The sequence below is a fragment of the Streptomyces sp. NPDC058880 genome (assembly GCF_042742535.1).
In the GTDB taxonomy this organism is placed as follows: Bacteria; Actinomycetota; Actinomycetes; order Streptomycetales; family Streptomycetaceae; genus Streptomyces.
In genome coordinates this window covers 57,653-83,004 of sequence record NZ_JBHYMC010000028.1, presented here as the reverse complement: position 1 = coordinate 83,004, position 25,352 = coordinate 57,653, and the positions used below count along the sequence as shown (strand labels likewise).

Genomic DNA, 25,352 nt, shown 5'->3' with positions numbered 1-25,352 from the left:
GACCCCCACAGGGGTCCGGCGGCCACCGGCTTTTCTTCTCCCCCGCGGCGACGGCCGGAAAGGCGGCGCCGACAACGGAAGGGCCCCCAGCACAGGTGCTGCGGGCCCTTCCGAAAGGCGGTGCCGGTGCTGCTGTGGGGCGGCGTGCGGTCAGCTCTCGCTGCGCCGCAGGCTCGGCTTCAGGTCCTTGAAACGGGCCAGCAGCCCGTTGACGAACGAGGGCGACTCGTCCGTCGAGAACTCCTTGGCCAGCTGGACGGCCTCGTCGATGGCCACGGCGTCCGGGGTGTCGTCCACCCAGATCAGCTCGTAGGCACCGAGCCGCACGATGTTCCGGTCCGCGGCCGGCATCCGGTCGAGGTCCCAGTCCACGGCGTAGGTGACGATCAGGTCGTCGATGCGGTTCACCTTGTCGGCGTACCCCTCGACGAGATCCATCGTGAAGGCGCTGACCGGCGGCTGCCGGTCGTCCGAGCGCGCGTGGCGGATCCAGTCCGCGAGGACCTCGCGGACGGACACCCCGCGCTGGTCGGCCTCGAAAAGGATCTGGAAGGCGCGCTTGCGCGCGTTGCTCCGGGCAGCCACGGTTAGCTGTTCACCCGGCCGAGGTAGTCGCTGGTGCGGGTGTCGACCTTGACCTTCTCGCCCGTGTTGACGAAGAGCGGGACCTGGATCTCGTGGCCGGTCTCCAGCGTGGCGGGCTTGGTGCCACCGGTGGAGCGGTCGCCCTGGACGCCCGGGTCGGTGTGCTGGATGACGAGCTCGACGGCGGCCGGGAGCTCGACGTAGAGCACCTCGCCCTCGTGCTGCGCCACGGAGGCGGTGAAGCCCTCGATGAGGAAGTTGGCGGCGTCGCCGACGGCCTTCTTGTCGACCATCAGCTGGTCGTAGGTCTGCATGTCCATGAAGACGAAGTACTCGCCGTCCATGTACGAGAACTGCATGTCACGGCGGTCGATGGTGGCCGTCTCGACCTTCGTGCCGGCGTTGAAGGTCTTGTCGACGACCTTGCCGGAGAGCACGTGCTTGAGCTTGGTGCGCACGAAGGCCGGGCCCTTGCCGGGCTTGACGTGCTGGAACTCGACGACGGACCAGAGCTGGTCACCGTCGAGCTTGAGCACCATGCCGTTCTTGAGGTCGTTCGTGGAAGCCACGGTTGCGGAATCTCCTGCACTGGAAGACCACGGGTGCACGCACCACCCGGCAGTGCGGGCTAGAGTGCGAGCAGCTCCTTGGTCGTAATGGTGAGTAGCTCGGGACCGCCGTCCGCCTCGGGGCGTACGACGAGCGTGTCATCGATCCGGACACCTCCCCGGCCCGGGAGGTGAACCCCCGGTTCGACGGTGACCGGCACGCAAGCGTCCAGTTTACCCATTGCCGTAGGTGCAAGCTGCGGGTCCTCGTCGATTTCGAGGCCGACGCCGTGTCCCGTCCACGGGGCGAGGGCCTCCGCGTGCCCCGCGGCGTCCAGTACGGACCGGGCCGCATGGTCGACCTCGCGGTAGGCGGCGCCCGGCAGCAGCGCCTCGCGTCCCGCCCGCTGAGCGGTGAAGACGCAGTCGTAGAGCTCGATCTGCCAGTCGGCGGGGGTGGTGCCGATGACGAAGGTCCGGCCGATCTCGCACCGGTAGCCGCGGTAGTTGGCGCCCAGGCAGACCGAGAGGAAGTCTCCCTCCTCCACCCTGCGGTCGGACGGCCGGTGCCGGGATCGCCCGGAGTGCGGGCCGGTGCCGACGGAGGTCGGAAAGGCCGGGCCGTCCGCCCCGTGGTCGACGAGCCGCCGCTCCAGCTCCAGGGCGAGGTGGCGTTCGGTGCGGCCGACGAGGATGGATTCCAGCAGCTCGCCCAGGGCCTGGTCGGCGATCTCCGCGGCGATCCGCAGGCAGGCGATCTCCCCCTCGTCCTTGACGAGGCGCTGCTGCTCCACGGCGGTCCCGAGGTCGGCCAGGCGGAGCTTGGGCGCGACGGAGCGCAGGGCCCGGTGCCGGGCGACGGTGAGGTGGTGCTCCTCCACGGCGAGCGAGTCGGCGCGGACGGAGGCGGCGGCGTCGGCCGCGGCGACGGCGGGATCCCCGCCGCGGGCGGCCAGCACGGTGACCCGGAGGTGTTCGTCGAGCCGGCCCTCGTCGGCCTCGCCGGTGGGCGCTCCGACGCAGAACAGGGCGTCCTCGGCCGGGCCGACGAGGAGTACGGCGCCGAGCGGTGACGCCCCGGAGAGGTAGCGGACGTTCGCCGGACGCGTGATCAGCGCGGCGGCGTTCCCCGCGGCGGCGCATCGGTCGCGGAGCAGGCCCCGACGGGCGGCGTACACGTCTGACATGTCTTCGAGCCTACGAGCGCCCCGCGGATCCGGCCCGGCGAGCGCGTCCGGACGAGGCGAGGCGGGCCCGATGCCGGCGGGTCGGCCCGAGCGGCCCGCCGGGGCGCCCGAGCGGGCCCGCGGCCCGGCTCCCGGCCCTTTCCCTCCCGGGGCGTCCGCCTCCGCCGGGGCTACCAGCCGCCGGGTGCCGGCATGGCCCTGGCCAGGGCCTCGTCGAGGGCGCGGGCGGTGCCTTCGACGTCGAGATGGGAGTTGTCGATGATCGGCAGCCCGGAGCCGTACCAGCCGGCCATCCGGCCGTGGATGCGGGCGACCTCCTCGTCGGAGAGCCGCCGGTTGCCGGAGCGTTCGGCGTTGCGCTCCAGGACGATCTCCAGGCCGGGCAGGAGCACGACCGGCAGCAGTGTCGGACCGACGTGGCGTTTCCAACCGCCCAGCCCCACCACGGGCCGGTCGGGGAAGACGGCGTCGTCGAGGATGCAGGAGATGCCGTTGGCCAGGTAGTTGCGGGCCGCGAAGCCGCAGGTGCGGCGGGCGAGCCGGTACTGCGCCTCGGAGTGCTCGTTCCAGCCGGCCTGCGGGTCGGCGAAGCCGGAGCAGACCCACTCCCGCACGTCGTCCAGGCTGACGTGGGCGGTCGGCACGGGCCGGGTGCTGGCCCAGTGCCGGGCCACGGTGGTCTTCCCGGCGCCGGCAGGCCCGATCAGCAGGACGGCGAGCACGGCGCCGCCGGTTCCCGCCACCGCGGGCGGCAGCGGGATGTGCCCGGTGGCTTCGGGAACGGGCGCCACCTGGGGCGGGGCCGGGTGCTGGGACGGCGGCGGGGGCGAACCCGGCCAGCCCTGAGCCGGGGGTATGGGCGGCTGCGGGGGCGCCGAAGGACGCTGCCCCGGCTGCCCCCAGCCCCCGCCACCCACTCCTTGGTGCATCCGCTGCCACTTTCGTCTCGTTCCTGCGACTGATGCGAGAACGTTATATGACCGCGGAGGCCCGGCCGTCCACCAGGCTGCCGGGCCGGTGCGTCAGGCGTCGATCTCGTCCGCCAGTGCACGCAGCGCCAGCCGGTAGGAGCCGATCCCGAAGCCGGCCACGGTCCCGGTCGCCACGGCGGCGATGACCGAGGTGTGCCGAAACTCCTCGCGGGCGTACGGGTTGGAGATGTGCACCTCGATCAGCGGCGCCGTGCGCTGCGCGGCGGCGTCGCGCATGCCGTACGAGTAGTGGGTGAAGGCCCCCGGGTTGATGACCACGGGGAGCTTTCCGTCCGCGGCCTCGTGCAGCCAGCGGATCATCTCGCCCTCGTCGTTGGTCTCGCGGACCTCGACGTCGAAACCGAGCTCCTCGCCCAGCGACCGGCAGCTGTCCACCAGTCCCGCGTACGAGGTCGCCCCGTACACGTCGGGCTCGCGCGAGCCGAGACGGCCCAGGTTCGGGCCGTTCAGCACCAGCACGCGGCGGCTCACGCCGACACCTCGCCGTAGGCGGCGATCAGGTGCGCCGGGTCGGGGCCCTCCAGGACCGTCGGCTTGGCCAGACCGTCGAGGACGATGAAGCGCAGCAGGTTGCCGCGGGACTTCTTGTCGACCTGCATGGTCTGGAGCAGCTTGGGCCACTGGTCGCCGCGGTAGGTCAGCGGCAGCCCCACGGAGGCGAGGACCGCCCTGTGCCGGTCGGCGGTGGCGTCGTCGAGGCGGCCGGCGAGCCGGCCGAGCTCGGCGGCGAAGACCATGCCCACCGAAACGGCCGCACCGTGCCGCCACTTGTAGCGCTCATTCTTCTCGATGGCGTGCGCGAGGGTGTGGCCGTAGTTGAGCACCTCCCGCAGCCCGGATTCCTTCAGGTCGCTGGAGACGACGTCGGCCTTGACCCGGATGGAGCGCACGATCAGCTCGGCGGTGTGCGGACCTTGGGGCGTACGGGCCGCCTGCGGGTCCTCCTCGATCAGGTCGAGGATCACCGGATCGGAGATGAATCCGGCCTTGATGATCTCGGCGAGGCCGCTGACGTAATCGTTGACCGGCAGCGAATCCAGCGCCGCCAGGTCGCAGAGCACCCCGGCCGGCGGGTGGAAGGCGCCGACCAGGTTCTTGCCCTCGGCGGTGTTGATGCCGGTCTTGCCGCCGACGGCCGCGTCGACCATCGCCAGGACGGTGGTCGGAACGGCGACCCAGCGCACGCCGCGCAGCCAGCTGGCCGCGACGAATCCCGCGAGGTCGGTGGTGGCTCCGCCGCCGACGCCGACGATGACGTCGGTGCGGGTGAAGCCGGACTGGCCGAGCGCCTTCCAGCAGTAGGCGGCGACCTCGGCCGTCTTCGCCTCCTCGGCGTTCGGCACCTGGATGGCGACCGCTTCGTAGCCCTGGTCGGCGAGGTCGTCGCGCAGCGCCTCACCGGTCGAGGCGAGGGCCTCGGGGTGGATCACGGCGACCCGCTGGGCCCTGGTACCGATCAGGGAGCCGAGCTCGCCGAGCAGCTGCCGCCCGACCAGCACGTCGTACGGGTCATGGCCGGCGCTTCCGCCGACGTGGATCCGCGTCACCTGGTCTGTCATACGTCCTTCAACTCCAGAGCGTCGAGGACCGCCTGGGCGACCTCTTCGGGGGTGCGGTCGTCGGTGGCCACGACGACGCGTGCGACTTCGGTGTAGAGGGGGCGCCTGGCCTCCATCAGCTCGCGCCACTGGCGGCGCGGGTTGACGGCCAGCAGCGGGCGGGCGGCGCCCAGGCCCACGCGCCGCACGGCTTCCTCCACGTCCATCGACAGATAGGCGACGGGCAGGCCGGTCAGCAGTGCGCGGGTGCCTTCGTCGAGCACGGCGCCGCCGCCGAGGGCGAGGACTCCGGTGTGCTCGGCGACAGCGGCCTCGACGGCCTGCCGTTCCAGCTGGCGGAAGTACGGCTCGCCCTCATCGACGAAGATGTCGGAGATCGGCCGGCCCTGGGCCGTGACGATGTCCGCGTCGGTGTCCCGGTAGGGGACGCCGAGCCGCTCGGCGAGCAGCGCCCCCACCGTGGACTTGCCGGAGCCCATGGGCCCGACGAGGACGACGAGCGGTGCGGCCGTCACCGGATCTGCAGGTGGTCGAGGTAGGCCTGGACGTTGCGGCGAGTCTCGGGGACCGAGTCGCCACCGAACTTCTCGACGACGGCGTCGGCCAGTACGAGGGCCACCATCGCCTCGGCGACGATGCCGGCGGCCGGCACGGCGCACACGTCGGAGCGCTGGTGGTGGGCCACGGCGGCCTCGCCGGTGGCGACGTCGACGGTCGCCAGCGCGCGCGGGACGGTGGCGATGGGCTTCATCGCGGCGCGGACGCGCAGCAGTTCGCCGGTGGTCAGACCGCCCTCGGTGCCGCCGGAGCGGCCGGAGGTGCGCTTGAGGCCCTCGGGCGTGGAGACGATCTCGTCGTGCGCCTTCGAGCCGGGCACGCGGGCGAGCTCGAAGCCGTCGCCGACCTCGACGCCCTTGATGGCCTGGATGCCCATGAGGGCGGAGGCGAGGCGTGCGTCGAGCCGGCGGTCCCAGTGGACGTGCGAGCCGAGTCCGACGGGGACGCCGTAGGCGAGGACCTCGACGACGCCGCCGAGGGTGTCGCCGTCCTTGTGGGCCTGGTCGATCTCCGCGACCATCGCCTTGCTGGCGTCGGCGTCGAGGCAGCGGACCGGGTCGGCGTCGAGCCTGTCGACGTCGGCGGGAGTGGGCAGGACTCCGTAGGGGGCCTTGGCCGAGGCCAGCTCGACGACGTGGGAGACGATCTCGATGCCCGCGACCTCCTTGATGAAGGAGCGGGCGACGGCGCCGAGGGCGACGCGCGCGGCGGTCTCACGGGCGCTGGCGCGCTCCAGGATCGGCCGGGCCTCGTCGAAGCCGTACTTCTGCATGCCCGCGAGGTCGGCGTGGCCGGGGCGCGGACGGGTCAGCGGCGCATTGCGGCCGGTGTCCTTGAGGAGTGAGGGGTCGACCGGGTCGGCCGACATGACGGTCTCCCACTTGGGCCACTCCGTGTTGCCGATCATGACCGCGATCGGGGAGCCCTGGGACAGGCCGTGGCGGACGCCGCCGAGGAAGGTGATCTCGTCCTGCTCGAACTTCATCCGGGCACCGCGGCCGTAGCCGAGCCGGCGCCGGGCCAGGTGATCGGCCACCAGCTCGGTGGTGACCGGGACGCCGGCGGGAAGACCCTCCAGCGTCGCGACCAGTGCCGGTCCGTGCGACTCTCCTGCGGTCAGCCAACGCAACCTGCTCAACGATGCTCCTCATGCTCGCGCCTGGTACTGCGACGGCGCGATCGGGTGCGCGGCCCGGACCCGCCTCACCCGAATCCTCCCATGTCCGGAACGGTTTCACGGGCCCCGGTCCAGCTGTCGGACGCCCCGCTGGTCAGCGGACCCGGCTGCGGCGCCCACGGAACCAGGTGGCCGCCGTCCAGACACCGAGGAACCCCACGAGCGCGAAAACCAGGCCCTTGGCCCAGATCGGCAGGTCGGCGAAGGCCACTCTGATCACGCCGTACAGCACCACGGGGATGTCCCATTTCGACGCGAGCGCCTGATCCGTATCCGTCCCGTCCATCCCAACCCCCTGTAAAAGTGCAGGTGGACAGGGTAACGGGCGATATTACCGATCAGTAGGTGAGATTCCGCCAAGATCACTCCGCGGGCGGGAAGAGCGCTGCTGCCCCGGTGCCTCAAGAGGATCCGGAGAGGGCCGCGAGGCCCGCCCGCCGCATCACCCCGAGCGGCGCCGGGGAGCGGCCGGTCATCTGCTGCACCTGGAGAACCGCCTGGTGCACCAGCAGGTCCAAACCGCCCAGGAGGTTCCCCTCGCGCTGCGACCAGGCGGCGGCGAGCGGCGTGGGCCAGGGGTCGTAGAGGACGTCGAAGAGGGTGCCCGGTGCGTCCGGGACCGCGGCGGCCAGTTCGTCGGTGGCGCCGGCCGGGGTGGTCGCGATGACCAGGGGCGCCTCCAGCGCACCGGCTGCCTCGGACCAGTCGGCCGTACGGACGGCCACGCCGAGCCGCTCGCCCCACTGCCGCATCTCGTCGCTGCGCGCCCGCGAGCGGACGTACGCCGTGACCTCGCCGGTGCAGATCCGCGACAGCGCGGCGAGCGCCGAGGAGGCGGTGGCCCCGGCACCGAGGACGGCGGCCGAAGGCACCTTGTCGACCCCGCGCTCGTGCAGCGCGGCGACGATGCCGGGGATGTCGGTGTTGTCGCCCAGGCGCCGGCCGTCCTCGGTGAAGACGACCGTGTTGACCGCCTCGACGGAGGCCGCCGTGTCGCTGACCCCGTCCAGCAGCGGGATGACCGCCCGCTTGAGCGGCATCGTCAGCGACAGCCCGGCCCACTCGGGGCCGAGCCCGGAGAAGAAGTCCGGGAGCGCGGCCTCGTCGACCTCGAAGCGGTCGTACGACCAGTCGGCGAGGCCGAGCTCCTGGTACGCGGCACGGTGCAGCACCGGTGAGAGCGAATGCTCGATGGGCGAACCCAGCACCGCGGCCCGTATCCGTGTCATGTCCTGCTACCCGCCGTTCTTCTGCCTCTGCCGTTCCTGGAACTCGGCGACCAGCTTGAGGTGCTCGTCGTAGGTCTTGGTGAAGGTCGTCGTGTTGCCGTCGACCGACACGAAGAACATCCAGCCGCCGTGGTCAGGGTTGAGGGTAGCGGTAAGCGCGTCCATGCCCGGGTTCCCGATCGGGCCGACCGGCAGGCCCTTGATGAAGTGGGTGTTGTACGGGTTGTTGAACGCCTGCGCTTCCTTGAGGTTGAAGTTGATCTCGCTCTGGTTCTTGGCGTAGTTGTACGTCGAGTCGAACTCGATCTTCTGGTTCGTGACGTCGTTGGTCTTCTTCATGCGGTTGTAGACGACTTCGGACATCTTGCGGAAGTCGTCGTGGTTCTTGCCCTCGGCGTTGACGAGGCTGGCCACCGTGACGACCTGCAGCGGGTTCTCCAGCCCCAGCTCCTTGGCCTTGGCCTCGATGCCCAGCTCCGCGTACTTGTCGGAGGCGTTCTTGACCATCTGCTTGAGCAGCGACTCGGGGGTGCTGTCCTTGCTGAGGTCGTAGCGCGTCGGGAACAGGAAGCCCTCGAGCGGGTCCATGAGCTTGGGGTTGTTGCCGGCCCAGGCCGGCAGCCCCATGTTCTTGGCCTCGCGCAGGGCGATCTCCTTGGTGGTGCCCTCCGGTTTGCCCAGCTTCTTGTCGATCGCCTCGTACACCTTGGTGTTGCGCATGCCCTCGGTGACGGTGATGACGTTGAGCTTGGTGGGGTCGATCATCAGCGCGACGGCGGCCGCGGCCGACATCTTCTTGTTCATCGGGTAGATGCCGGGCTGGATGGACTTGCCCTTGGGGTTGGCCTTCGCCGCGTCGACGAACGCCTGGGCGCTGGCGACGACGCCGGCCTGCTTGAGGATGCGGCCCATCTGGCCCAGACCCGCACCCTTGGGGATCTCGACGTCGACCACTTCGCCGACGCCGTCGCCCGCGAAGTCCTCGGCGGGGGCGAACCTCGCCTTGATGTAGGTGTAGCCGTAGTAGCCTCCACCGCCGACCACGCCGAGGATGACCACGGCCGCGATCAGGCAGGCGGTGCCGCTGCGCTTCTTGGGCTTGCCGCCCTTCGAACGGCCGCCGCGGCGACCCGAGGGCTCGTCCGCGTCGCCGTCCCCGTCGTCGCGACCGTCGCCACCGACCGCAAGCGCGTCCTCGCGCTCCTCCTCCTGCTCGGCCGGCTCCGGCTCCAGGTGGCGCCGGCCCGGGGGCTGCGGCGGCGGGTAGGCCTCGTCCGTGCCGTAGAGGTCCGGCGTCTCCCCCGGGTAGCCGGCGGACGGGTGCTGCGCGAGGTCCGCGCCCGCGTACGGGTCGGTCTGCACCGCGGCCGTGTACTGGCCCTGGCCGGTGTCCCAGCCCTGGCTGTCGTACACGGGCTGCTGGGGCTGCTGGGGCTGCACGGGTTGCTGCGCGTACTGGGGGTGCTGAGTCTGCTGCGGGGCGTACGCCTGCTGCGGGGCATAGCCCTGCTGCGGCTCCTGCTGTGCGTACTGCTGCTGGTACTCGGGGTACTGCTGGTACTGCTGGTACTGCGGCTGCTGGGGGTACTGCTCCTGGTACCGGGGCTCCTGCTGGTACTCCTGCTGCGGCGCACCGGTGAACGGCACCTGGCCCTGCTGGGTCTGGTGCCCGGTCCACCCCTGGTCCCCGTACAAGGGGTCCTCAGGGTGCCAGGGTTCGGGGCCACGGCCCCGGCCATACTCAGTCATCGGTCCCCTAGAGCCGCGAGACGCAGTGCCACGGACCTGTTCGTCCGCGGCACCCGGTTCCGCCTCTTTGACGGTGGGCGACGGCTGTTCGAATGCCGTCTCATCGCGCGGAACGTTACCGTATCGCGATCAGACAACCACTTCGACGCACTCACCAGGTGGATTACCTGATACCCGTTCGGTCTCAAGAGCGTTCTGAAGGATCACCACAGCGGCCGCCTGGTCGATGACCGACCTGCCCTTCTTCGCGTTCCTTCCGGAGGCGCGCAACCCCTGGGCGGCGGTGACCGTGGTCATCCGCTCGTCCACCAGACGAACCGTCACCGGCTTGATGCCCTTGGCCAGTTCGTTCGCGAAGGCCCGCACCTTGGCCGCGGCCGGCCCCTCCCGCCCGCTGAGCGAGCGGGGCAGGCCGACCACGACTTCGAGGGGCTCGTACTCCTCGACGAGCTGCCGCAGCCGCCGGTGGGCGAAGGGGATGTCCCGGCCCGGAACGGTTTCCACCGGTGTGGCCAAGACCCCATCGGGGTCGCAGGAAGCGACCCCGATCCGGGCGTCCCCGACGTCGATGGCCAGGCGGCGGCCGCGGCGCAGTGTCATCGTCAGACCGTCTCCACGACGAGGCGCTCGACGGCGCTGATGGCCTCCGGGACCGCGGCCGGGTTCTGCCCGCCGCCCTGGGCGACGTCCGGCTTGCCGCCACCGCCGCCACCGAGGGTCTTGGCGGCCGTACGAACCAGGTCGCCGGCCTTGAGACCGCGCTCGCGGGCGGCCTCGTTGGTGGCGATCACGGTCAGCGGGCGGTCGTTCGCCACGGTGAAGAGGGCCACGACGGCCGGACGGTCGCCCGGGATGCGGCTGCGGACGTCGAGGACCAGCTTGCGCAGGTCGTCGGCGCCGATGCCGTCCGACACCTGGCCCACGACGAGGGCGACGCCCTTGATGTCCTGGGCGTTCTGGGCGAGACCGGCGGCGGCCTGCAGGACCTTCTCCGCGCGGAACTTCTCGATCTCCTTCTCGGCGTCCTTCAGCTTGCCGAGCATGGTGGCGATCTTCTCCGGCAGCTCCTCCGGACGTCCCTTGACCAGCTCCTGGAGCTGGGCGACGACCGTGTGCTCCTTGGCGAGGAAGTTGTACGCGTCCACGCCGACAAGGGCCTCGACACGACGCACACCGGAGCCGATGGAGGACTCGCCGAGCAGCTTCACCAGGCCCAGCTGGGCGGTGTTGCCGACGTGCGTGCCGCCGCACAGCTCCTTGGAGAAGTCGCCGATGGTCACGACACGGACCCGCTCGCCGTACTTCTCGCCGAACTCGGCGATGGCGCCCTGCTTCTTCGCCTCGTCGATGCTCATGATCTCGGCGGTCACTTCGAGCTCGCGCGAGAGCACGTCGTTGATCTTCTGCTCGACGTCGGTGAGGACCGAGCCGGGGACGGCGTTCGGGGAGCCGAAGTCGAAGCGGAAGCGGCCGGGGCTGTTCTCCGAACCTGCCTGGGCGGCGGTCGGGCCCAGCGCGTCGCGCAGCGCCTGGTGGGTCAGGTGCGTGGCGGAGTGGGCGCGGGCGATGGCCCGGCGGCGCTTGACGTCGATGGCGGCGTACGCGGAGGCGCCCACCGTCACCTCGCCGACCTGGACGGAGCCCTTGTGCACGGAGACACCCGGGACCGGCTGCTGGACGTCGCGGACCTCGATGACGGCGCCGGTGTCGAGCTTGATGCGGCCCTGGTCGGCGAGCTGGCCGCCGCCCTCGGCGTAGAAGGGCGTGCGGTCGAGGACGACCTCGACCTCGTCGCCCTCGGAGGCGGCCGGCGCGGAGAGGCCGTTGACCAGCAGGCCGACGATGGTGGACTCGCCCTGCGTGGTGGCGTAGCCGGTGAACTCGGTGGCGCCGGAGCCGTCGGCGATCTCCCGGTAGGCGGACATGTCCGCGTGGCCGGTCTTCTTGGCCTTCGCGTCGGCCTTGGCGCGGTCGCGCTGCTCCTGCATCAGGCGGCGGAAGCCGGCCTCGTCCACGGAGAGGCCCTGTTCGGCGGCCATCTCCAGGGTGAGGTCGATCGGGAAGCCCCAGGTGTCGTGGAGCAGGAACGCCTTCTCGCCGGAGAGGACCTTGCCGCCGACGGCCTTGGTCTCGGTGACGGCCGTGTCGAGGATGTTCGTGCCGCCCTTGAGGGCCTTGAGGAAGGCGGCCTCTTCGGCGAGCGCGACGGTCTCGATGCGCTTGCGGTCGGTGACGAGCTCCGGGTACTGCTGGCCCATCGTGTTGATCACGACGTCCACGAGGTCCTGGACGACGGCACCGGTGGCGCCCATGAGGCGCATGTTGCGGATGGCGCGGCGCATGATGCGGCGCAGCACGTAGCCGCGGCCCTCGTTGCCGGGGGTGACGCCGTCGCCGATGAGCATGACGGAGGTGCGCATGTGGTCGGCGACGACGCGCATGGACACGTCGGTGTCCTTCGCCGCGCCGTACCGCACGCCGGTCAGCTCGGTGGCCTTGTCCATGACCACGCGCAGGGTGTCGGTCTCGTACATGTTCTGCACGCCCTGCAGGATCATGGCGAGGCGTTCGAGGCCGAGACCGGTGTCGATGTTCTTGGACGGCAGGTCGCCGAGGATCGGGAAGTCCTCCTTGCCGTCGCCGGCGCCGCGCTCGTACTGCATGAAGACCAGGTTCCAGATCTCCACGTAGCGCTCGTCGTTGACCGCGGGGCCGCCCTCGACGCCGAACTCCGGGCCGCGGTCGTAGTTGATCTCGGAGCACGGGCCGCAGGGACCGGGGACGCCCATGGACCAGAAGTTGTCCTTCTTGCCCAGGCGCTGGATGCGCTCGGCGGGGACGCCGATCACGTCGCGCCAGATCGTCTCGGCCTCGTCGTCGTCGAGGTAGACGGTGATCCAGAGCTTCTCGGGATCGAGGCCGTAGCCACCGTCCGCCACGGAGCTGGTCAGCAGCTCCCAGGCGTACTTGATGGAGCCTTCCTTGAAGTAGTCCCCGAAGGAGAAGTTGCCGCACATCTGGAAGAACGTGCCGTGGCGGGTGGTCTTGCCGACCTCTTCGATGTCCGGCGTGCGGACGCACTTCTGCACGCTGGTGGCCCGGGGGGCCGGGGGCTTGGTCTCGCCGAGGAAGTACGGCTTGAAGGGCACCATGCCCGCGTTGACCAGCAGCAGAGTCGGGTCGTCCGCGATGAGCGACGCCGAAGGGACAACGGCGTGACCGCGCTCCTCGAAGAAGCTCAGCCAGCGGCGGCGGATTTCAGCCGACTCCATCAGTGGTCCTCATTCCGGTTGTACGACAGCTCTGGTCGGTTGTCGATCTGGTGGTTCTGGATGGCCCGCAGGCGCCGCGGCCCGGGAAGGGCGGTGACGTTGTCGGGCCGGTCGGGGTCCTGGTGGAGCCCCAGTGCATCGTTCAGCTCGTCCTCGCGCTGCGTCATTCCCGCTTTGACGTCGAGGGCGAAGTCCTTGAGGCGGTGGCCCGCCTCCACGGCCCTGTCGGCGGCCTGGGCCGCAAGGCTCTCCGGCGTCAGCTTCTTGAGCTGGCGGTTGACCTTGGTGGTGGCCCACACGCCGGCGGCGGCGCCGGCGGTGAACCAGAAGGCTCGGCGGAACATCGGCGGTCTCAGTCCTTCTGCTTCCGGCGCCGGGCGGACGGCACCGTTCGGCCAACGATCACAGTACGGCCACCGGCGCCGCTTCGGGTACGCCGGGCGGCCTTCGACGGGACGCCGTCCGCGGCCCCGGCGTCCCCCTTGCCGAGCGCCTTGCGGACGCCGTAGCCGAAGGCCGCGACCTTCACGAGCGGTCCGCCGAAGGCGGTGGCCACGGTGGAGGACAGCGCGGAGGCGTTGGAGGTGACTTCCTGGACGTCGCTCGCGATCGCGTCGACCCGGTCGAGCTGGGTGCGCGCGGAGCGGACGGTGCTGGAGGCGTCGGCCAGCAGCGGTACGGCCTGGTCGGTCACTTCGGACACCAGCCTCGTGGTCGCCCTGAGGACCTGCGCCAGCCGCACCAGGGCGACGGCGAGGAAGGAGATCAGGATGGCCCAGAAGACGGCCACGATGATCCCGGCCACCTCTACACCGGACACGTCACACCGCTCTCTGTCTTCAGCCGAACCGCCGGCGATTCCCACACCTGGTCCCCCGACCCTATCGCGCCGGGGATCCCCGGCCCTACCCGAATACGGGGGCGAGGTCACCCTTCTTGGACGGAGTGCATCCGGACCAGTACGCTCCGTGTCCCATGCGACACAGACCCCTTCCACGTACCGCCCGGGGCAATCTTCCCTCGGAGCTGAGCGGGTTCATCGGGCGGGGTGGCGAACTCGCCGAGCTGGGGGGCCTGCTGGAGGTGTCGCGGCTGGTGACCGTGACGGGCGTGGGCGGGGTCGGCAAGTCCCGGCTGGTTCTCGCGGCGGCCCGGTCGGCCGCCGAGGCCGCCCGGTCGGCGACCGGAGCGCACGGTGCACAGGGGGCGCACGTTCCGGCGGAGGAACGCTACTGCGACGGGGTCTGGCTGGCCGAGCTGGCCTGCGTACGGGATCCGGCACTGCTGGAGGTGACGCTCGCACAGGCGCTCGGGCTCACCGACCACACGACGCGGCCGCCCCGGACCGTGCTGGCCGCACACCTGGCCGACAAGCGGTTGCTGCTGGTCCTGGACGGCTTCGAGCAGTTGGTGGACGAGACAGCCGCTCTGGTGCGGGAACTCCTGTTGCGCTCCCCCGGCCTCCAGGTGCTCGCGGCGGGCCGGCGCCCGCTGGAGGTGGACGGGGAGCGGACGTTTCCGCTCGCCCCGCCGGACCCACAGGAGGCGCTCGCGCTGCTGGAGGCACGGGCGGTCGCCGCCGACCCGGCCTTCGCGGTCACGGGGCCCGACCGGGCCGCGCTCGTGGAGGTGTGCGCCCGCCTCGACGGGATCCCGCTCGCTCTGGAGCTGGCGGCGGGCCGGCTGCGGACGCTGTCCCCGGCCCAGGTGCTCGCCCGACTGGAGGACCGCTTCGGGCTGCTGACGGGCGGTGCGCGCGGAGGGCTCCCTCGGCACCGGGCGCTGCGTTCGGCCATCGGCTGGAGCCACGAGCTGTGCACCCCGGCGGAGCGGCTGCTGTGGGCTCGGCTGTCGGTGTTCTCGGGCCGGTTCGACCTCGACGCCGCCGAGTACGTGTGCGCCGGGCCCGATCTGCCGGCGGAGGGCGTGCTGGACCTGGTGGGCGAGCTCCTCGCGCAGTCCCTGCTGGTCCGGGAGGAGACGCCCGCCGGGGTGCGGTTCCGGATGCTGGAGACCGTACGGCTGTACGGGGCGGGCTGGCTGGAGTCCCTGGGCGACGCGGCGCGGCTGCGGCGGCGGCACCGCGACTGGTACATGGGGCTGGCGACCTGGTGCGAGCTGGACTGGTTCAGCCCGCGCCAGCACGAGGTGGCGGCCCTGGTGGAGGCGGAGCTGCCGAACCTGCGGCTCGCCCTGGAGTGCTGCCTGGACGAGCCGGACGAACTGCACCTGGGCCAGTACCTGGCCGGCACCCTGTGGTTCTACTGGGCGGGGTGCGGGCGCCTGACCGAGGGCCGGCACTGGCTGGACCGCACCCTGGACCCCGCGGGCGGGCAGCCGGCGGAGTATGAGAGCTCCCGGCTGAAGGCCCTGTGGGTGCTGGGCTACGTGGCGGCCCTGCAGGGCGATGCGACGGCCTCGATGTGCGCTCTGTACGAGTGCCGGGACGCGGCGGCGCGCAGCGGGAACCGGGTGGCGGCAGCGTACGCGGTGCACCGGCTGGGCTGTCTGGCGCTCGTCTCGGACGACATGGCCCGGGCCAGGGAGCTGCTGGGTGAGGCGCTGGAGCGATACCGGGCGGCCGGGGAACTCAACAGCAACGTGCTGATGTGCCAGGTCGAGCTGGGGATGGCGCTGGCCTTCCTCGGGGACCTGCCGGGTGCGCTGGCGCTGTGCGGGGACGTCCGGGAGATCTGCGAGGAGCGCGGGGAGCGCTGGACGAAGGCGTACGCCCTCTACGTGTTGGCGTACGCGGCCCTGGAGGCGGGCGGCACGCAGGAGGCCCGGCAGCTGCTGACCGAGAGCGTGGAGATCAACCACACCTTCGACGACCTGGTCGGGCTGGTCCTCGCGCTGGAGCTGCTCGCTCTGGTCAGGGTCGCCGAGGGCGATCCGACCGAGGCCGCCGTGCTCCAGGGTGCGGCGGAGCCGATGTGGGACGGGGTGGGGCTGCGGCTGTTCGGCTCGGGGTACTTCAACGCGCCACGGCTGACGTGCACGGAGCGGGCAGGCGCGGCGCTGGGCGCCGAGCGCTTCGCGGCGTGCGCGGCCGAGGGGCGGGCGCTGTCCCGGGACGCGCTGGTGGTGCGGGCGCTGCGCGGGGCGGCACGGGTGCCGGGTCCGGCGGCACGGGGCGAAACGCCGAGCCCGCGGGTCCCGCGCAGCACGGCGGCGGCGGATCAGCCGTAGGGTCTGTACCCGAACAGCGGAAAACCCGCCGCCCCGAAAGGGGCGGCGGGTTTCCACCAGCCGGTGAGGGCTACGCCTGCCGGAAGATCAGCGGGCGTAGTACTCGACGACGAGCTGCTCGTCGCAGATGACCGGGATTTCCTTGCGGTTCGGGTCGCGGTCCAGGCGGAAGGCCAGGGCCTTCAGGTTGACCTGCAGGTAGCGCGGGGTCTCGCCCTCGCCTGCGTAGCCACCCTCACGGGCGACCTGGAACGGAACCTTCTCGCGGCTGCGCTCGCGCACGGTGATGACGTCGTCCGGGCGGACACGGAACGACGGCTTGTCGACCTTGGCGCCGTTGACCTCGATGTGGCCGTGAACGACCATCTGGCGGGCCTGGTAGATCGTGCGGGCGATGCCCGAACGCAGGACCAGGGCGTCGAGACGACGCTCGAGCTCGACGACCAGCGCCTCGCCCGTCTTACCCTCGGCCTTCTTGGCGCGGTCGTACGCGCGGGCCATCTGGCGCTCGGAGATGTCGTACTGAGCGCGCAGACGCTGCTTCTCCAGCAGACGGACCTTGTAGTCCGAGTTCTGCTTGCGGCCACGGCCGTGCTCGCCCGGCGGGTAGGGGCGGGCCTCGAAGTACTTGACGGCCTTCGGCGTCAGGGCGATGCCGAGGGCGCGAGACTTCTTGACCTTGGGTCGCTTCTGGTTCACGGGGAACCTACCTCCATGTAAGTTAGGTGAGGCTTACCTTAGCGAGGAGGACGTAATGTCTCGACCACATGGGATCCCCCTGCCCAGTGCGCAACGCAGTTCGGATTCCAACGAAACAGAATCCGCTTGCGCCGACGATAAGCAAGGTCAGCCGCGTCCCAGGGAAGGCGTTCGGCAGCTCACCGGAGCCGAACGCGTACGAACCCTCGTAGAGTCCAACGCCTCAGTATCCCTCACGCTGATCGGTGCTCGTGACAGTCACGGGCCCGAGGAGTTCGGGACAGGGCTGCCGGTCGCACGGACCGTCACCCCGGACGGGGACGTGATTCTCCTTGTTTCCGGGGAATCCGCGGCTGCCGCGGCAGCCGCTCACGCCCAGGACGACGACCTCACCGCCGTGATCGAGATCACGGATGTGGCGCCGGTGTCCGTGCCCCATCGTATCCGAGGCCGTGCGTGGCTGGCCGGGTGGCTGACGCCGGTCCGCGGGCACGACCGCGCCCGGTGCGCCGCGCTGCTCGCCGAGCGCCATCCGGTGGGCGAGCTGCTGGGCCTGGACGAGTCCCGGAGCGCCCCGTACACGGGCCGCCCCGCCTGGATGATGCTGCGCCTGGAGGTCGGCGAGATCACGGTGGACGACCTGTGGGGCGCCGAGCACGTGGACCCCGAGGACCTGGCCGCGGCGGAGCCGGACCCGGTGTCCCCGCACGAGGCCGAGCTCCTCCAGCACCTGCACGCCTCCCACGGCGACCGGATCGGCGGACTGTGCGACCTGCTCGGCGGCCGCGAGGCGCGGGGGATGACGGCGGTCCCGCTCGCCCTGGACCGGACGGGCCTGCGCGTCCGCTTCACCGGCGGCGGCGCCGGCGGCTGCTTCGACGCCCGTTTCGACTTCCCCGAGCCGGTGGCGGACGTCTGCGGCCTGCGCCGGGCGATGCGCGCCCTCTTCGCGGCCGCCTCGCCCTGAGGGCGGCCGGCCGGCGCGCCCGCGGGCCGGTCAGAGGGTGTTCAGGGCGTGATCGAGCGAGCGCCAGATCCGCTGGGCCCAGTCCAGGTCGGCAGGGTCCTCGTAGGTGCAGAAGATCCCCGCGGCGATGCCGGGTGCGACGGCCATGCCGTAGAACTCGTGGCGCGGCCGGCCGTGGTCCTGCGGGGTCAGCCAGAACGCGTACCGCACTCCCCCGCCCATCGGCTCGCGCACGCGCTGGGCGGGCCGGGTATCGGGAGCGCCGGACAGCAGCGCCGTGAGGAAGTCTCCGGGGGCGCGGCCGGGGACCTCGTCCCGCATGAGGTTGACGGCGGCGCTACGGTCCGGCGCGGTGAAGTGGTCCGTTCCGTCGGCGAAGGAGGCGGTGAGGCCGGCGGTGCGCAGGACCGACCAGCGGCCGCCGAGGTCGGTGCGCACGTCCACGGGCAGCGGGTACGGGAAGCGGCTGAGGACGTGGTCGCGGTCCCAGGTCCGGGTCAGGACGCGGGAGGCCACCGGGTGGCGCACGTCGGTGACCTGGGGCAGTTCCTCCGGGTCGGCGACCTTCGCGGTGACCGGGGCCCCGAGCAGGTCGTCGCCCCAGGGCTGGATCCGGTTGGCGAAGGTGCCCTCGACGGACAGGTCCGCGTAGCCGGGCTGCTCCCACACCTCGTGGGCGCGCCGCAGGGTGGCGTCGTCCACCTCCAGCCAGGCCCCGAGGACGAGCTCGGTGTCGTGGGTCAGCCGGACGGGCAGCAGGCAGCGTATGAAACAGCCGACACCGTCCACCCGGAGCAGGGCGCGCACGCCGAGCCGGTGGACGGCCTCCTCGGGCGCGCCGACGGCGGCGTCGGGCAGGTTGAAGCCGAAGTCGATACGGCGCTCGTCGGCAAGGGCGTCGCCGCAGCAGGCACAGGTGGGAAGGTCCGTGGTCATCCGGGCAGCCTAGGGCCTGTCCGGCGGACCGGTGATCCGCCGGAGAGCCCGCCCGCGCACGTGCGCCCGGTACGGGCCCTGGCCCCGCCTCGCGGGGCACCGGATCGGACAGCCGCCCCGCGGCGGACGCCTCAGCCGCGGTCGGTGCCGCGCAGGCGCTCGCGGACCTTCTCCACCACGTCCGCGTAACGGGCCTCGGCGCCGTAGCGGGTCGGCTCGTAGTACCGCTTGCCCTGGATCTCGTCCGGGGCGTACTGCTGGGCCGCGATGGCGCCCGGCACGTCGTGCGGGTACACGTACCCGACCGCATGGCCGAGACCGGCCGCGCCCTTGTAGTGCCCGTCGCGCAGGTGCGGCGGGACCGAGCCGGTCAGGCCCGCCCGCACGTCGGCCAGCGCGGCGCCGATCGCGGTCGTGGCGGTGTTCGACTTGGGGGCCAGGGCCAGGGCGATCGTGGCGTGCGAGAGCGTCAGCGCGGCCTCCGGAAAGCCGATCATCGCCACCGCCTGGGCCGCCGCCACCGCGATCGGCAGCGCGGTGGGGTCCGCCAGGCCGATGTCCTCGCTCGCGGAGATCATCAGACGGCGCGCGATGAACCGGGGGTCCTCCCCCGCCTCGATCATCCGCGCGAGGTAGTGCAGCGCGGCGTCCGCGTCGGAGCCGCGGATCGACTTGATCAGCGCGCTCGCCACGTCGTAGTGCTGGTCGCCGTCCCGGTCGTAGCGGACGGCCGCCCGGTCCACCGCCTCCTCCAGGGTCCTGAGGGTGATCTCCCCCTCGCCCTTGGCGAGGGCCGAGCCCGCTCCGGCCTCCAACGCGGTCAGTGCGCGCCGGGCGTCGCCGCCAGCGATCCTCAGCAGGTGAGTTTCGGCGTCCCGCGGCAGGGTCACCGCCCCGGCCAGGCCGCGCTCCTCCGTGAGTGCGCGCCGCATCAGCGCGCTCAGGTCGTCGTCGGTGAGCGGCTCCAGAGTCAGCAGCAGGGAGCGCGACAGCAGCGGCGAGATGATCGAGAAGTGCGGGTTCTCCGTGGTGGCCGCGATCAGCGTCACCCAGCGGTTCTCGACGGCCGGCAGCAGGGAGTCCTGCTGGGCCTTGCTGAAGCGGTGGATCTCGTCGAGGAAGAGCACCGTCTCCTTGCCGTAGCCCCCGGCCGCGCGGCGCGCGCCCTCGATGACGGCCCGTACCTCCTTGACGCCCGCCGTGATCGCGGAGAGCTCCACGAACCGCTTCTGCGTGGCCTGGCTGACCACGTAGGCGAGGGTCGTCTTCCCGATCCCGGGCGGGCCCCAGAGGATCACCGAGGAGGCGCCGGCCGGTCCGCCCGCTCCTTCCCCGACCAGTCGCCGCAGCGGTGATCCGGGCTTGAGCAGGTGCTGCTGGCCGACGACCTCGTCCAGGGTGCGCGGGCGCATCCGGACGGCGAGCGGCGAGCTCGCGGGGTCCTTCTCCTGGCGCTCTTCGGCGGCGGCGGTGAACAGGTCTGGTTCCACACCGGAAGCCTAAGCGAGTCCGCCGACAGGGCGGCCGCCGTCGGCACGCGGCCGGTCCGCAGCCCCTGTGCGGTCGGTCCGCGGTCGGTCCGCGGTCAGGAGGTCCAGAAGTCCCACCAGCGGGTCAGGATCAGCATCCCGATGATCCCGATGTGCAACGCGGGCAGCACCCAGGTGAACTCGCCGAAGAAGCTCCTGAGCCAGCCCGGCGCCGGCAGCAGGCCCGCGCGGACGTTGTGCGAGGTGACATACCAGAACATCAGGATGGTGGCGACCCAGGCGAGGCAGCACCACAGGCACAGCGCGTTGATGTTGTAGAGCGACTGGTAGGTGAGCCAGGCGCAGAAGACGACGCCGAAGAGAGTGCCGGCGTTGAAGGTGAGCCAGTACCAGCGGCGGAACCGGGCTCCGGCCAGGATGCTCATGCCGACGCAGATCACGATGCCGTAGGCGACCAGGCCGAGCATGGGGTTCGGGAAGCCGAACACGGACGCCTGGTCGCTCTTCATGATGTTGCCGCAGGAGACGACCGGATTGAGGCTGCAGCCCGGCGTGAAGTTCGGGTCCTCCAGCAGCTTGAACTTGTCGATCGTGATGACCCATGCGGCGAGCAGACCTGCGGCCCCCGTGATCACCAGCAGCAGGGCCAGCGCCCGGCTCGCCCCGAAGGCCCTGCCCCCGGCGGTGTCCGCGTCCGTGCTTCGTGTCGTCATACCGCCCGCTCCACATCTGCAAGGTGATCAAGCACGGGTCATTGTGCCGTACGAGTCTGTGAACGGACGGGGCCGGGGAAGGATCCCCGGCCCCGTCCGACATCCCGCCCGCTCAGGCCAGGCGGGCCTTGACCGTGTCGATCAGCTCGGTGACGGGCACGGCCGTCTGCTCGCCGGACTCCATGTCCTTCAGCTGGACGACGCCCTCGGCGAGGTCGCGGTCTCCCGCGACGACCGCGAAGCGGGCACCGCTGCGGTTCGCGTCCTTCATGGCGCCCTTGAGGCCCTTGCCCCCGTACGACATGTCCGCGGCGACGCCCGCCTTGCGCAGCTGTGTCACCAGGCCGAACACGGTGGCCTTGGCCTCGCCCAGGGCCACCGCGAACAGGGACGTCGACGCCGGGATGTCGAGCTCGACGCCCTCGGCCTCCAGGGCCAGCACCGTGCGGTCCACCCCGAGCGCCCAGCCCACCGAGGGCAGCGCCGGTCCGCCGATCATCTCGGACAGGCCGTCGTACCGGCCGCCGCCGCCGACCGCGGACTGCGAGCCCAGACCGCCGTGCACGAACTCGAAGGTGGTCCGCGTGTAGTAGTCCAGGCCGCGCACCAGCTTCTCGTCGTCCTCGAAGGCGACGCCGGCCGCCGTCACCAGCGCCCGCACGTCCTCGTGGTACGCCTTGCACGCGTCGCACAGGTAGTCGCGCAGCACCGGCGCCCCGACCAGCTGCTTCTGGACTTCGGACCGCTTGTCGTCGAGGACGCGCAGCGGGTTGATCTCGGCGCGGCGGACGGTCTCCTCGTCCAGGTCCAGGCCCCGCAGGAAGGACTGCAGCGCCTCCCGGTACACCGGGCGGCACTCCTTGTCGCCCAGCGAGTTGAGCAGGATCCGGAAGTTGCGCAGGCCGAGCGAGCGGTACGCCTGGTCGGCGAGGATGATCAGCTCGGCGTCCAGCGCCGGGTCCTCGGCGCCGATCGCCTCGGCGCCTACCTGCGAGAAGTGGCGGTAGCGGCCCGCCTGCGGCTTCTCGTAGCGGTAGTAGGAGCCGGAGTACCAGAGCTTGACCGGCAGGTTGCCCTTCTTGTGCAGGCTCGCCTCCAGGGCGGCGCGCAGCACGGAGGCGGTTCCCTCCGGGCGCAGGGCCAGCTGGTCACCGCCCTTGGTCTCGAAGGCGTACATCTCCTTGGAGACGATGTCGGTGGACTCCCCGACACCGCGGGCGAAGAGGCCCACGTCCTCGAAGCCGGGGGTCTCGATGTAGCCGTAGCCGGAGTTGCGCAGCGGGGCCGCGATGGCCTCGCGCACCGCCAGGTACTTCACGGAGACCGGCGGGATCAGGTCGTACGTGCCCTTGGGGGCCTGAAAAGTAGCCACGAAGCTCTCGTCACATTCCTCGTCGTGGAGCGGGCGCGCCCTGGTGGGGGCTCGCTGCCGGGCCGGCGGCGACCTCCCGCAGATACGGGTTGGTCGCGCGCTCGCGGCCGATGGTGGTCTGGGGACCGTGGCCGGACAGCACCACGGTCGAGTCGTCGAGCGGCAGGCACACGCGGGCCAGCGAGTCGAGCATCTCGGTGTGGGAGCCGCCCGGCAGGTCGGTTCGTCCGATGGAGCCGGCGAAGAGCAGGTCGCCCGAGAAGAAGACCGGCGGGATGTCGGCCAGCTCGGGCATCCGGAAGGTCACCGACCCCTTGGTATGGCCCGGGGCGTGGGCCACGGAGAAGTCCATTCCGGCCAATTTCAGGGTGGCGCCGTCGGCCAGCTCGCGGACGTCGTCCGGTTCCCCCACGGTGAGCTCTCCCATGAGGGGCATCCCGATCGAGCGGCCGAGCGCCTTCTCCGGGTCGCTCATCATGTAGCGGTCCTCGGGGTGGATCCAGGCCGGTACGTCGTGTGCTCCGCACACCGGGACCACCGAGGCCACATGATCGATGTGGCCGTGGGTCAGAACGACCGCGACGGGCTTGAGCCGATGCTTCTTCAGCGTTTCCTCGACGCCCTGGGCGGCCTGGTGGCCCGGGTCGATGATCACGCACTCCTCGCCGGCGGCGGGGGCGACCACGTAGCAGTTGGTGCCCCAAGCGCCTGCGGGGAACCCGGCAATCAGCACGTTCGTCCTCAATCGTCGTCCGGCGGGAGGGTGCAGGTGGGAATCCTGCTGCTCAGAGCCTACCGGCGCCGCTCATTACACAGCGAACCCATATACGGTACGGCCTATCCCAGCCCGGACAGCAGTATCAGACACGTACAAGGAGACGACCCGGTGGTCACGAGCGATCAGCGGCGGCGACAGCTCGCCAGGGAGAAGTACGAGCGCCAGCAGAAGCGCCGCGCGGAGGCCCGGAGGAAGAGCCGTCAGCGGGCGGCGGTGATCGGAGCCGCGGTCGCCGTGGTGGTCGCGACGCTGGTCGGCCTGATCGTGGGCGGTGTCTTCGATTCGGACAAGGACACCAAGGACGCGGCGGCGGACCCGTCGGCCTCGGCGACGCCGCCGGAGCCCAAGCAGTCGCCCTCGCCGGAGATGGCGATCGACCAGAAGGGCCAGTACACCTTCGCGCTGAAGACCAGTGCCGGCGACATCAACTTCGCGATGGACGCGGCGAAGACCCCGCAGACGGTGAACTCCTTCAAGTCGCTCGCCGACAAGGGCTACTTCGACAACACCAAGTGCCACCGGCTGACGGCCGGCGGCATCTTCGTGCTCCAGTGCGGCGACCCCGAGGGCACCGGCCGGGGCGGCCCCGGGTACACCATCCCGGACGAGAACCTGGACTCGCTGGGCAAGGCGAACGAGCAGGGCCAGGTCGTGTACCCGGCGGGCACCGTGGCGATGGCCAACACCGGCCAGCCCGGTTCGGGCGGCAGCCAGTTCTTCCTGGTCTACAAGGACAGCCCGCTGACGCCGACCTACACGCCGTTCGGCAAGATCGACGCGAACGGCCTGAAGGTCCTGGAGGAGATCGCCAAGGCCGGTACGGTCGACGGTGGCCAGGACGGTGCGCCGAAGACCGAGATCAAGATCGAGAAGGGCACGGTCACCCAGAACTGACGGGGTGATGCGGCCCCGGCGCCGGCCGGCCCGCTCGCGTACGCCGAGATTGCGTCGTGCGGGATGCGGACAGCCGGCCCGGCGGTCGCCTATGTTGGCGTTGTGCAGGGCGGGCGCTGCCCGCCCCAGGAAACTGTGGACGATGCCCAGGGGGTGAGCCCCTCGCAAGGCATCAGGTGGAGGAGGCGCTGTGAGCAGCGACCCGTGGGGCCGAGTCGACGAGACGGGCACCGTGTACGTGCGTACTTCCGATGGCGAGAAGGTCGTCGGTTCGTGGCAGGCGGGCACCCCCGAGGAGGCCCTGGCCTACTTCGAGCGCAAGTACGAGGGCCTGGTGGTCGAGATCGGCCTCCTCGAAAAGCGGGTGCGGACCACTGATCTGTCCGCCAAGGACGCCCAGACGGCGATCGACCACCTGCGTGCGCAGGTCGACGAGCACCACGCCGTGGGCGACCTGGACGCCCTGCGCGTGCGGCTGGACAAGCTGGTCGAGACCGTGGAGTCCCGGCGCGAGGAGCGCAAGGTCCAGAAGGCCAAGCAGGCGGATGAGGCCCGCGCGGCCAAGGACGCGCTGGTCGCCGAGGCCGAGCAGCTGGCCCAGAGCGACCAGTGGCGCAGCGCCGGCGAGCGGCTGCGCGCCCTGGTGGACATCTGGAAGGGCCTGCCGCGGCTGGACCGCAAGTCGGACGACGAGCTGTGGCACCGGTTCTCGCACGCCCGTTCCGCCTTCTCCAAGCGCCGCAAGGCGCATTTCGCCTCGCTGGACGCGCAGCGCGAGGATGCCCGCAAGGTCAAGGAGAAGCTGGTCTCGGAGGCCGAGGCGCTGTCGAAGTCGACCGACTGGGGCCCGACGGCCGCCCGCTACCGCGAACTGATGGCGGACTGGAAGGCGGCGGGCCGGGCGCAGCGCGAGGCCGAGGACGACCTGTGGAACCGTTTCCGTGGTGCGCAGGACATCTTCTTCGCGGCCCGCAGCGAGGTCTTCGCGGAGCGTGACGCCGAGCAGATCGAGAACCTGAAGCTCAAGGAGGAGCTGGCCGACGAGGCCGAGAAGCTCGTCCCCGTGACGGACCTGAAGGCGGCCCGTGCCGCATTCCGCTCCCTCAACGAGCGCTGGGAGGGCATCGGCCACGTGCCGCGCGACGCCCGGCCGAAGGTCGAGGGCCGGATGCACGCCGTGGAGCGGGCGATCCAGGAGGCCGAGGAGGGCGAGTGGCGCCGTACGAACCCGGAGGCGCGGGCCCGTGCGGCCGGCCTGACCGGGCAGCTCCAGGCGGCCGTCGACAAGCTGCGCGAGCAGATCGACGCGGCGCGCGCCGCGGGCAACAACGCCAAGGCCGACAAGCTGGCGCGTGAGCTGGAGGGCCGCCAGGCCCTGCTGGACCAGGCGCTGAAGGGCCTGGAGGAGTTCGGCGGCTGAGCCGAAGCCCCGGTACGACGAGGGCCCCGGTACGGATC

The 25,352-nt window shown here is 71.3% G+C and carries 25 protein-coding genes; 4 read left to right on the top strand and 21 right to left on the bottom strand.

Features of this window, described 5'->3' with window-relative positions; all coding sequences use genetic code 11:
• Nucleotides 1-150: 150 nt before the first annotated feature.
• From nusB to ACFW2G_RS18235, 15 genes are all read right to left on the bottom strand, one after another.
• On the bottom strand, nt 151-585 hold the full coding sequence (gene nusB, locus ACFW2G_RS18305) for a transcription antitermination factor NusB (RefSeq protein ID WP_030965741.1): 435 nt from the start codon (nt 583-585) through the stop codon (nt 151-153).
• Nucleotides 586-587: 2 nt separating this feature from the next.
• Nucleotides 588-1,154 carry an elongation factor P gene (gene efp / locus ACFW2G_RS18300; protein ID WP_037926121.1) on the bottom strand — a complete coding sequence of 189 codons (567 nt, stop codon included), beginning with the start codon at nt 1,152-1,154 and terminating at the stop codon, nt 588-590.
• 59 nt (nt 1,155-1,213) lie between these two features.
• Complete coding sequence (locus ACFW2G_RS18295) at nt 1,214-2,320, bottom strand: aminopeptidase P family protein (RefSeq protein WP_037926119.1); 1,107 nt, start codon at nt 2,318-2,320, stop codon at nt 1,214-1,216.
• A gap of 170 nt (nt 2,321-2,490) precedes the next feature.
• Nucleotides 2,491-3,249, bottom strand: a complete 759-nt coding sequence (locus ACFW2G_RS18290; RefSeq protein ID WP_037926117.1) for an AAA family ATPase — start codon at nt 3,247-3,249, stop codon at nt 2,491-2,493.
• Between the two features lie 93 nt (nt 3,250-3,342).
• Nucleotides 3,343-3,783, bottom strand: a complete 441-nt coding sequence (gene aroQ, locus ACFW2G_RS18285; protein ID WP_031150192.1) for a type II 3-dehydroquinate dehydratase — start codon at nt 3,781-3,783, stop codon at nt 3,343-3,345.
• A complete protein-coding gene (gene aroB / locus ACFW2G_RS18280; protein ID WP_384580442.1) occupies nt 3,780-4,871 on the bottom strand; it encodes a 3-dehydroquinate synthase in 1,092 nt (363 codons plus the stop codon). Before aroB ends, aroQ begins: the two co-directional genes overlap by 4 nt.
• Nucleotides 4,868-5,386, bottom strand: a complete 519-nt coding sequence (locus tag ACFW2G_RS18275; RefSeq protein WP_384453560.1) for a shikimate kinase — start codon at nt 5,384-5,386, stop codon at nt 4,868-4,870. The genes aroB and ACFW2G_RS18275 overlap by 4 nt, the downstream gene beginning before the upstream one ends.
• Nucleotides 5,383-6,567, bottom strand: a complete 1,185-nt coding sequence (aroC, locus tag ACFW2G_RS18270; protein ID WP_037926111.1) for a chorismate synthase — start codon at nt 6,565-6,567, stop codon at nt 5,383-5,385. Before aroC ends, ACFW2G_RS18275 begins: the two co-directional genes overlap by 4 nt.
• A gap of 133 nt (nt 6,568-6,700) precedes the next feature.
• Entirely contained in the window at nt 6,701-6,892 is a 192-nt protein-coding gene (locus ACFW2G_RS18265) for a hypothetical protein (RefSeq protein ID WP_037926108.1), read from the bottom strand.
• A gap of 115 nt (nt 6,893-7,007) precedes the next feature.
• Nucleotides 7,008-7,835: a shikimate dehydrogenase gene (locus ACFW2G_RS18260; RefSeq protein WP_037926105.1), complete on the bottom strand. Its 828-nt coding sequence runs from the start codon at nt 7,833-7,835 to the stop codon at nt 7,008-7,010.
• Nucleotides 7,836-7,841: 6 nt separating this feature from the next.
• A complete protein-coding gene (mltG, locus tag ACFW2G_RS18255; protein WP_384580444.1) occupies nt 7,842-9,584 on the bottom strand; it encodes an endolytic transglycosylase MltG in 1,743 nt (580 codons plus the stop codon).
• 129 nt (nt 9,585-9,713) lie between these two features.
• Nucleotides 9,714-10,184: a Holliday junction resolvase RuvX gene (ruvX, locus tag ACFW2G_RS18250; protein ID WP_030028999.1), complete on the bottom strand. Its 471-nt coding sequence runs from the start codon at nt 10,182-10,184 to the stop codon at nt 9,714-9,716.
• A 2-nt stretch (nt 10,185-10,186) separates the two neighbouring features.
• Nucleotides 10,187-12,856: an alanine--tRNA ligase gene (gene alaS, locus ACFW2G_RS18245; protein ID WP_384580445.1), complete on the bottom strand. Its 2,670-nt coding sequence runs from the start codon at nt 12,854-12,856 to the stop codon at nt 10,187-10,189.
• The gene (locus ACFW2G_RS18240) at nt 12,856-13,200 is read right to left on the bottom strand and encodes a DUF6167 family protein (RefSeq protein ID WP_037926098.1); all 345 of its coding nucleotides are present in this window, start codon (nt 13,198-13,200) and stop codon (nt 12,856-12,858) included. Before ACFW2G_RS18240 ends, alaS begins: the two co-directional genes overlap by 1 nt.
• Nucleotides 13,201-13,208: 8 nt before the next feature.
• Entirely contained in the window at nt 13,209-13,676 is a 468-nt protein-coding gene (locus tag ACFW2G_RS18235) for a DUF948 domain-containing protein (RefSeq protein WP_078556869.1), read from the bottom strand.
• Between the two features lie 155 nt (nt 13,677-13,831).
• Between ACFW2G_RS18235 and ACFW2G_RS18230 the strand changes: the two genes are divergently transcribed.
• Nucleotides 13,832-16,045, top strand: coding sequence for an ATP-binding protein (locus ACFW2G_RS18230; RefSeq protein ID WP_384580447.1), 2,214 nt, complete (start codon nt 13,832-13,834; stop codon nt 16,043-16,045).
• A gap of 87 nt (nt 16,046-16,132) precedes the next feature.
• Here the strand turns inward: ACFW2G_RS18230 and rpsD are convergent, their stop codons facing one another.
• A complete protein-coding gene (gene rpsD, locus ACFW2G_RS18225; RefSeq protein ID WP_030026606.1) occupies nt 16,133-16,744 on the bottom strand; it encodes a 30S ribosomal protein S4 in 612 nt (203 codons plus the stop codon).
• 55 nt (nt 16,745-16,799) lie between these two features.
• Between rpsD and ACFW2G_RS18220 the strand changes: the two genes are divergently transcribed.
• Nucleotides 16,800-17,711, top strand: coding sequence for a DUF2470 domain-containing protein (locus ACFW2G_RS18220; RefSeq protein ID WP_384580449.1), 912 nt, complete (start codon nt 16,800-16,802; stop codon nt 17,709-17,711).
• A gap of 30 nt (nt 17,712-17,741) precedes the next feature.
• Here the strand turns inward: ACFW2G_RS18220 and ACFW2G_RS18215 are convergent, their stop codons facing one another.
• The 5 genes from ACFW2G_RS18215 to ACFW2G_RS18195 all read right to left on the bottom strand — a co-directional run bounded on the left by ACFW2G_RS18215 (nt 17,742) and on the right by ACFW2G_RS18195 (nt 22,955).
• Nucleotides 17,742-18,647 (bottom strand): DUF2199 domain-containing protein, encoded by a 906-nt coding sequence (locus tag ACFW2G_RS18215; RefSeq protein ID WP_384453541.1) that lies wholly within the window; start codon nt 18,645-18,647, stop codon nt 17,742-17,744.
• A 131-nt stretch (nt 18,648-18,778) separates the two neighbouring features.
• Nucleotides 18,779-20,137 carry a replication-associated recombination protein A gene (locus ACFW2G_RS18210; RefSeq protein WP_384580451.1) on the bottom strand — a complete coding sequence of 453 codons (1,359 nt, stop codon included), beginning with the start codon at nt 20,135-20,137 and terminating at the stop codon, nt 18,779-18,781.
• Between the two features lie 95 nt (nt 20,138-20,232).
• Nucleotides 20,233-20,850, bottom strand: a complete 618-nt coding sequence (locus ACFW2G_RS18205) for a vitamin K epoxide reductase family protein (protein WP_037926091.1) — start codon at nt 20,848-20,850, stop codon at nt 20,233-20,235.
• A 112-nt stretch (nt 20,851-20,962) separates the two neighbouring features.
• Nucleotides 20,963-22,222 carry a histidine--tRNA ligase gene (hisS, locus tag ACFW2G_RS18200; RefSeq protein WP_384580453.1) on the bottom strand — a complete coding sequence of 420 codons (1,260 nt, stop codon included), beginning with the start codon at nt 22,220-22,222 and terminating at the stop codon, nt 20,963-20,965.
• Between the two features lie 10 nt (nt 22,223-22,232).
• Nucleotides 22,233-22,955 (bottom strand): MBL fold metallo-hydrolase, encoded by a 723-nt coding sequence (locus ACFW2G_RS18195; RefSeq protein ID WP_037926085.1) that lies wholly within the window; start codon nt 22,953-22,955, stop codon nt 22,233-22,235.
• Between the two features lie 153 nt (nt 22,956-23,108).
• Between ACFW2G_RS18195 and ACFW2G_RS18190 the strand changes: the two genes are divergently transcribed.
• Both ACFW2G_RS18190 and ACFW2G_RS18185 read left to right on the top strand, forming a co-directional pair.
• Entirely contained in the window at nt 23,109-23,894 is a 786-nt protein-coding gene (locus tag ACFW2G_RS18190) for a peptidylprolyl isomerase (RefSeq protein ID WP_037926082.1), read from the top strand.
• 190 nt (nt 23,895-24,084) lie between these two features.
• Complete coding sequence (locus tag ACFW2G_RS18185; protein WP_037926079.1) at nt 24,085-25,314, top strand: DUF349 domain-containing protein; 1,230 nt, start codon at nt 24,085-24,087, stop codon at nt 25,312-25,314.
• Nucleotides 25,315-25,352: the final 38 nt, after the last annotated feature.

Excerpts from the sequence above, each read along its gene's own strand:
- ACFW2G_RS18295 (WP_037926119.1), bottom strand. The coding sequence starts at position 2,320 with ATGTCAGACGTGTACGCCGCCCGTCGGGGCCTGCTCCGCGACCGATGC.
- ACFW2G_RS18290 (WP_037926117.1), bottom strand. The coding sequence starts at position 3,249 with ATGCACCAAGGAGTGGGTGGCGGGGGCTGGGGGCAGCCGGGGCAGCGT.
- aroB (WP_384580442.1), bottom strand. The coding sequence starts at position 4,871 with ATGACAGACCAGGTGACGCGGATCCACGTCGGCGGAAGCGCCGGCCAT.
- ACFW2G_RS18265 (WP_037926108.1), bottom strand. The coding sequence starts at position 6,892 with ATGGACGGGACGGATACGGATCAGGCGCTCGCGTCGAAATGGGACATC.
- ACFW2G_RS18260 (WP_037926105.1), bottom strand. The coding sequence starts at position 7,835 with ATGACACGGATACGGGCCGCGGTGCTGGGTTCGCCCATCGAGCATTCG.
- mltG (WP_384580444.1), bottom strand. The coding sequence starts at position 9,584 with ATGACTGAGTATGGCCGGGGCCGTGGCCCCGAACCCTGGCACCCTGAG.
- ruvX (WP_030028999.1), bottom strand. The coding sequence starts at position 10,184 with ATGACACTGCGCCGCGGCCGCCGCCTGGCCATCGACGTCGGGGACGCC.
- alaS (WP_384580445.1), bottom strand. The coding sequence starts at position 12,856 with ATGGAGTCGGCTGAAATCCGCCGCCGCTGGCTGAGCTTCTTCGAGGAG.
- ACFW2G_RS18240 (WP_037926098.1), bottom strand. The coding sequence starts at position 13,200 with ATGTTCCGCCGAGCCTTCTGGTTCACCGCCGGCGCCGCCGCCGGCGTG.
- ACFW2G_RS18230 (WP_384580447.1), top strand. The coding sequence starts at position 13,832 with ATGCGACACAGACCCCTTCCACGTACCGCCCGGGGCAATCTTCCCTCG.
- ACFW2G_RS18220 (WP_384580449.1), top strand. The coding sequence starts at position 16,800 with ATGTCTCGACCACATGGGATCCCCCTGCCCAGTGCGCAACGCAGTTCG.
- ACFW2G_RS18215 (WP_384453541.1), bottom strand. The coding sequence starts at position 18,647 with ATGACCACGGACCTTCCCACCTGTGCCTGCTGCGGCGACGCCCTTGCC.
- ACFW2G_RS18205 (WP_037926091.1), bottom strand. The coding sequence starts at position 20,850 with ATGACGACACGAAGCACGGACGCGGACACCGCCGGGGGCAGGGCCTTC.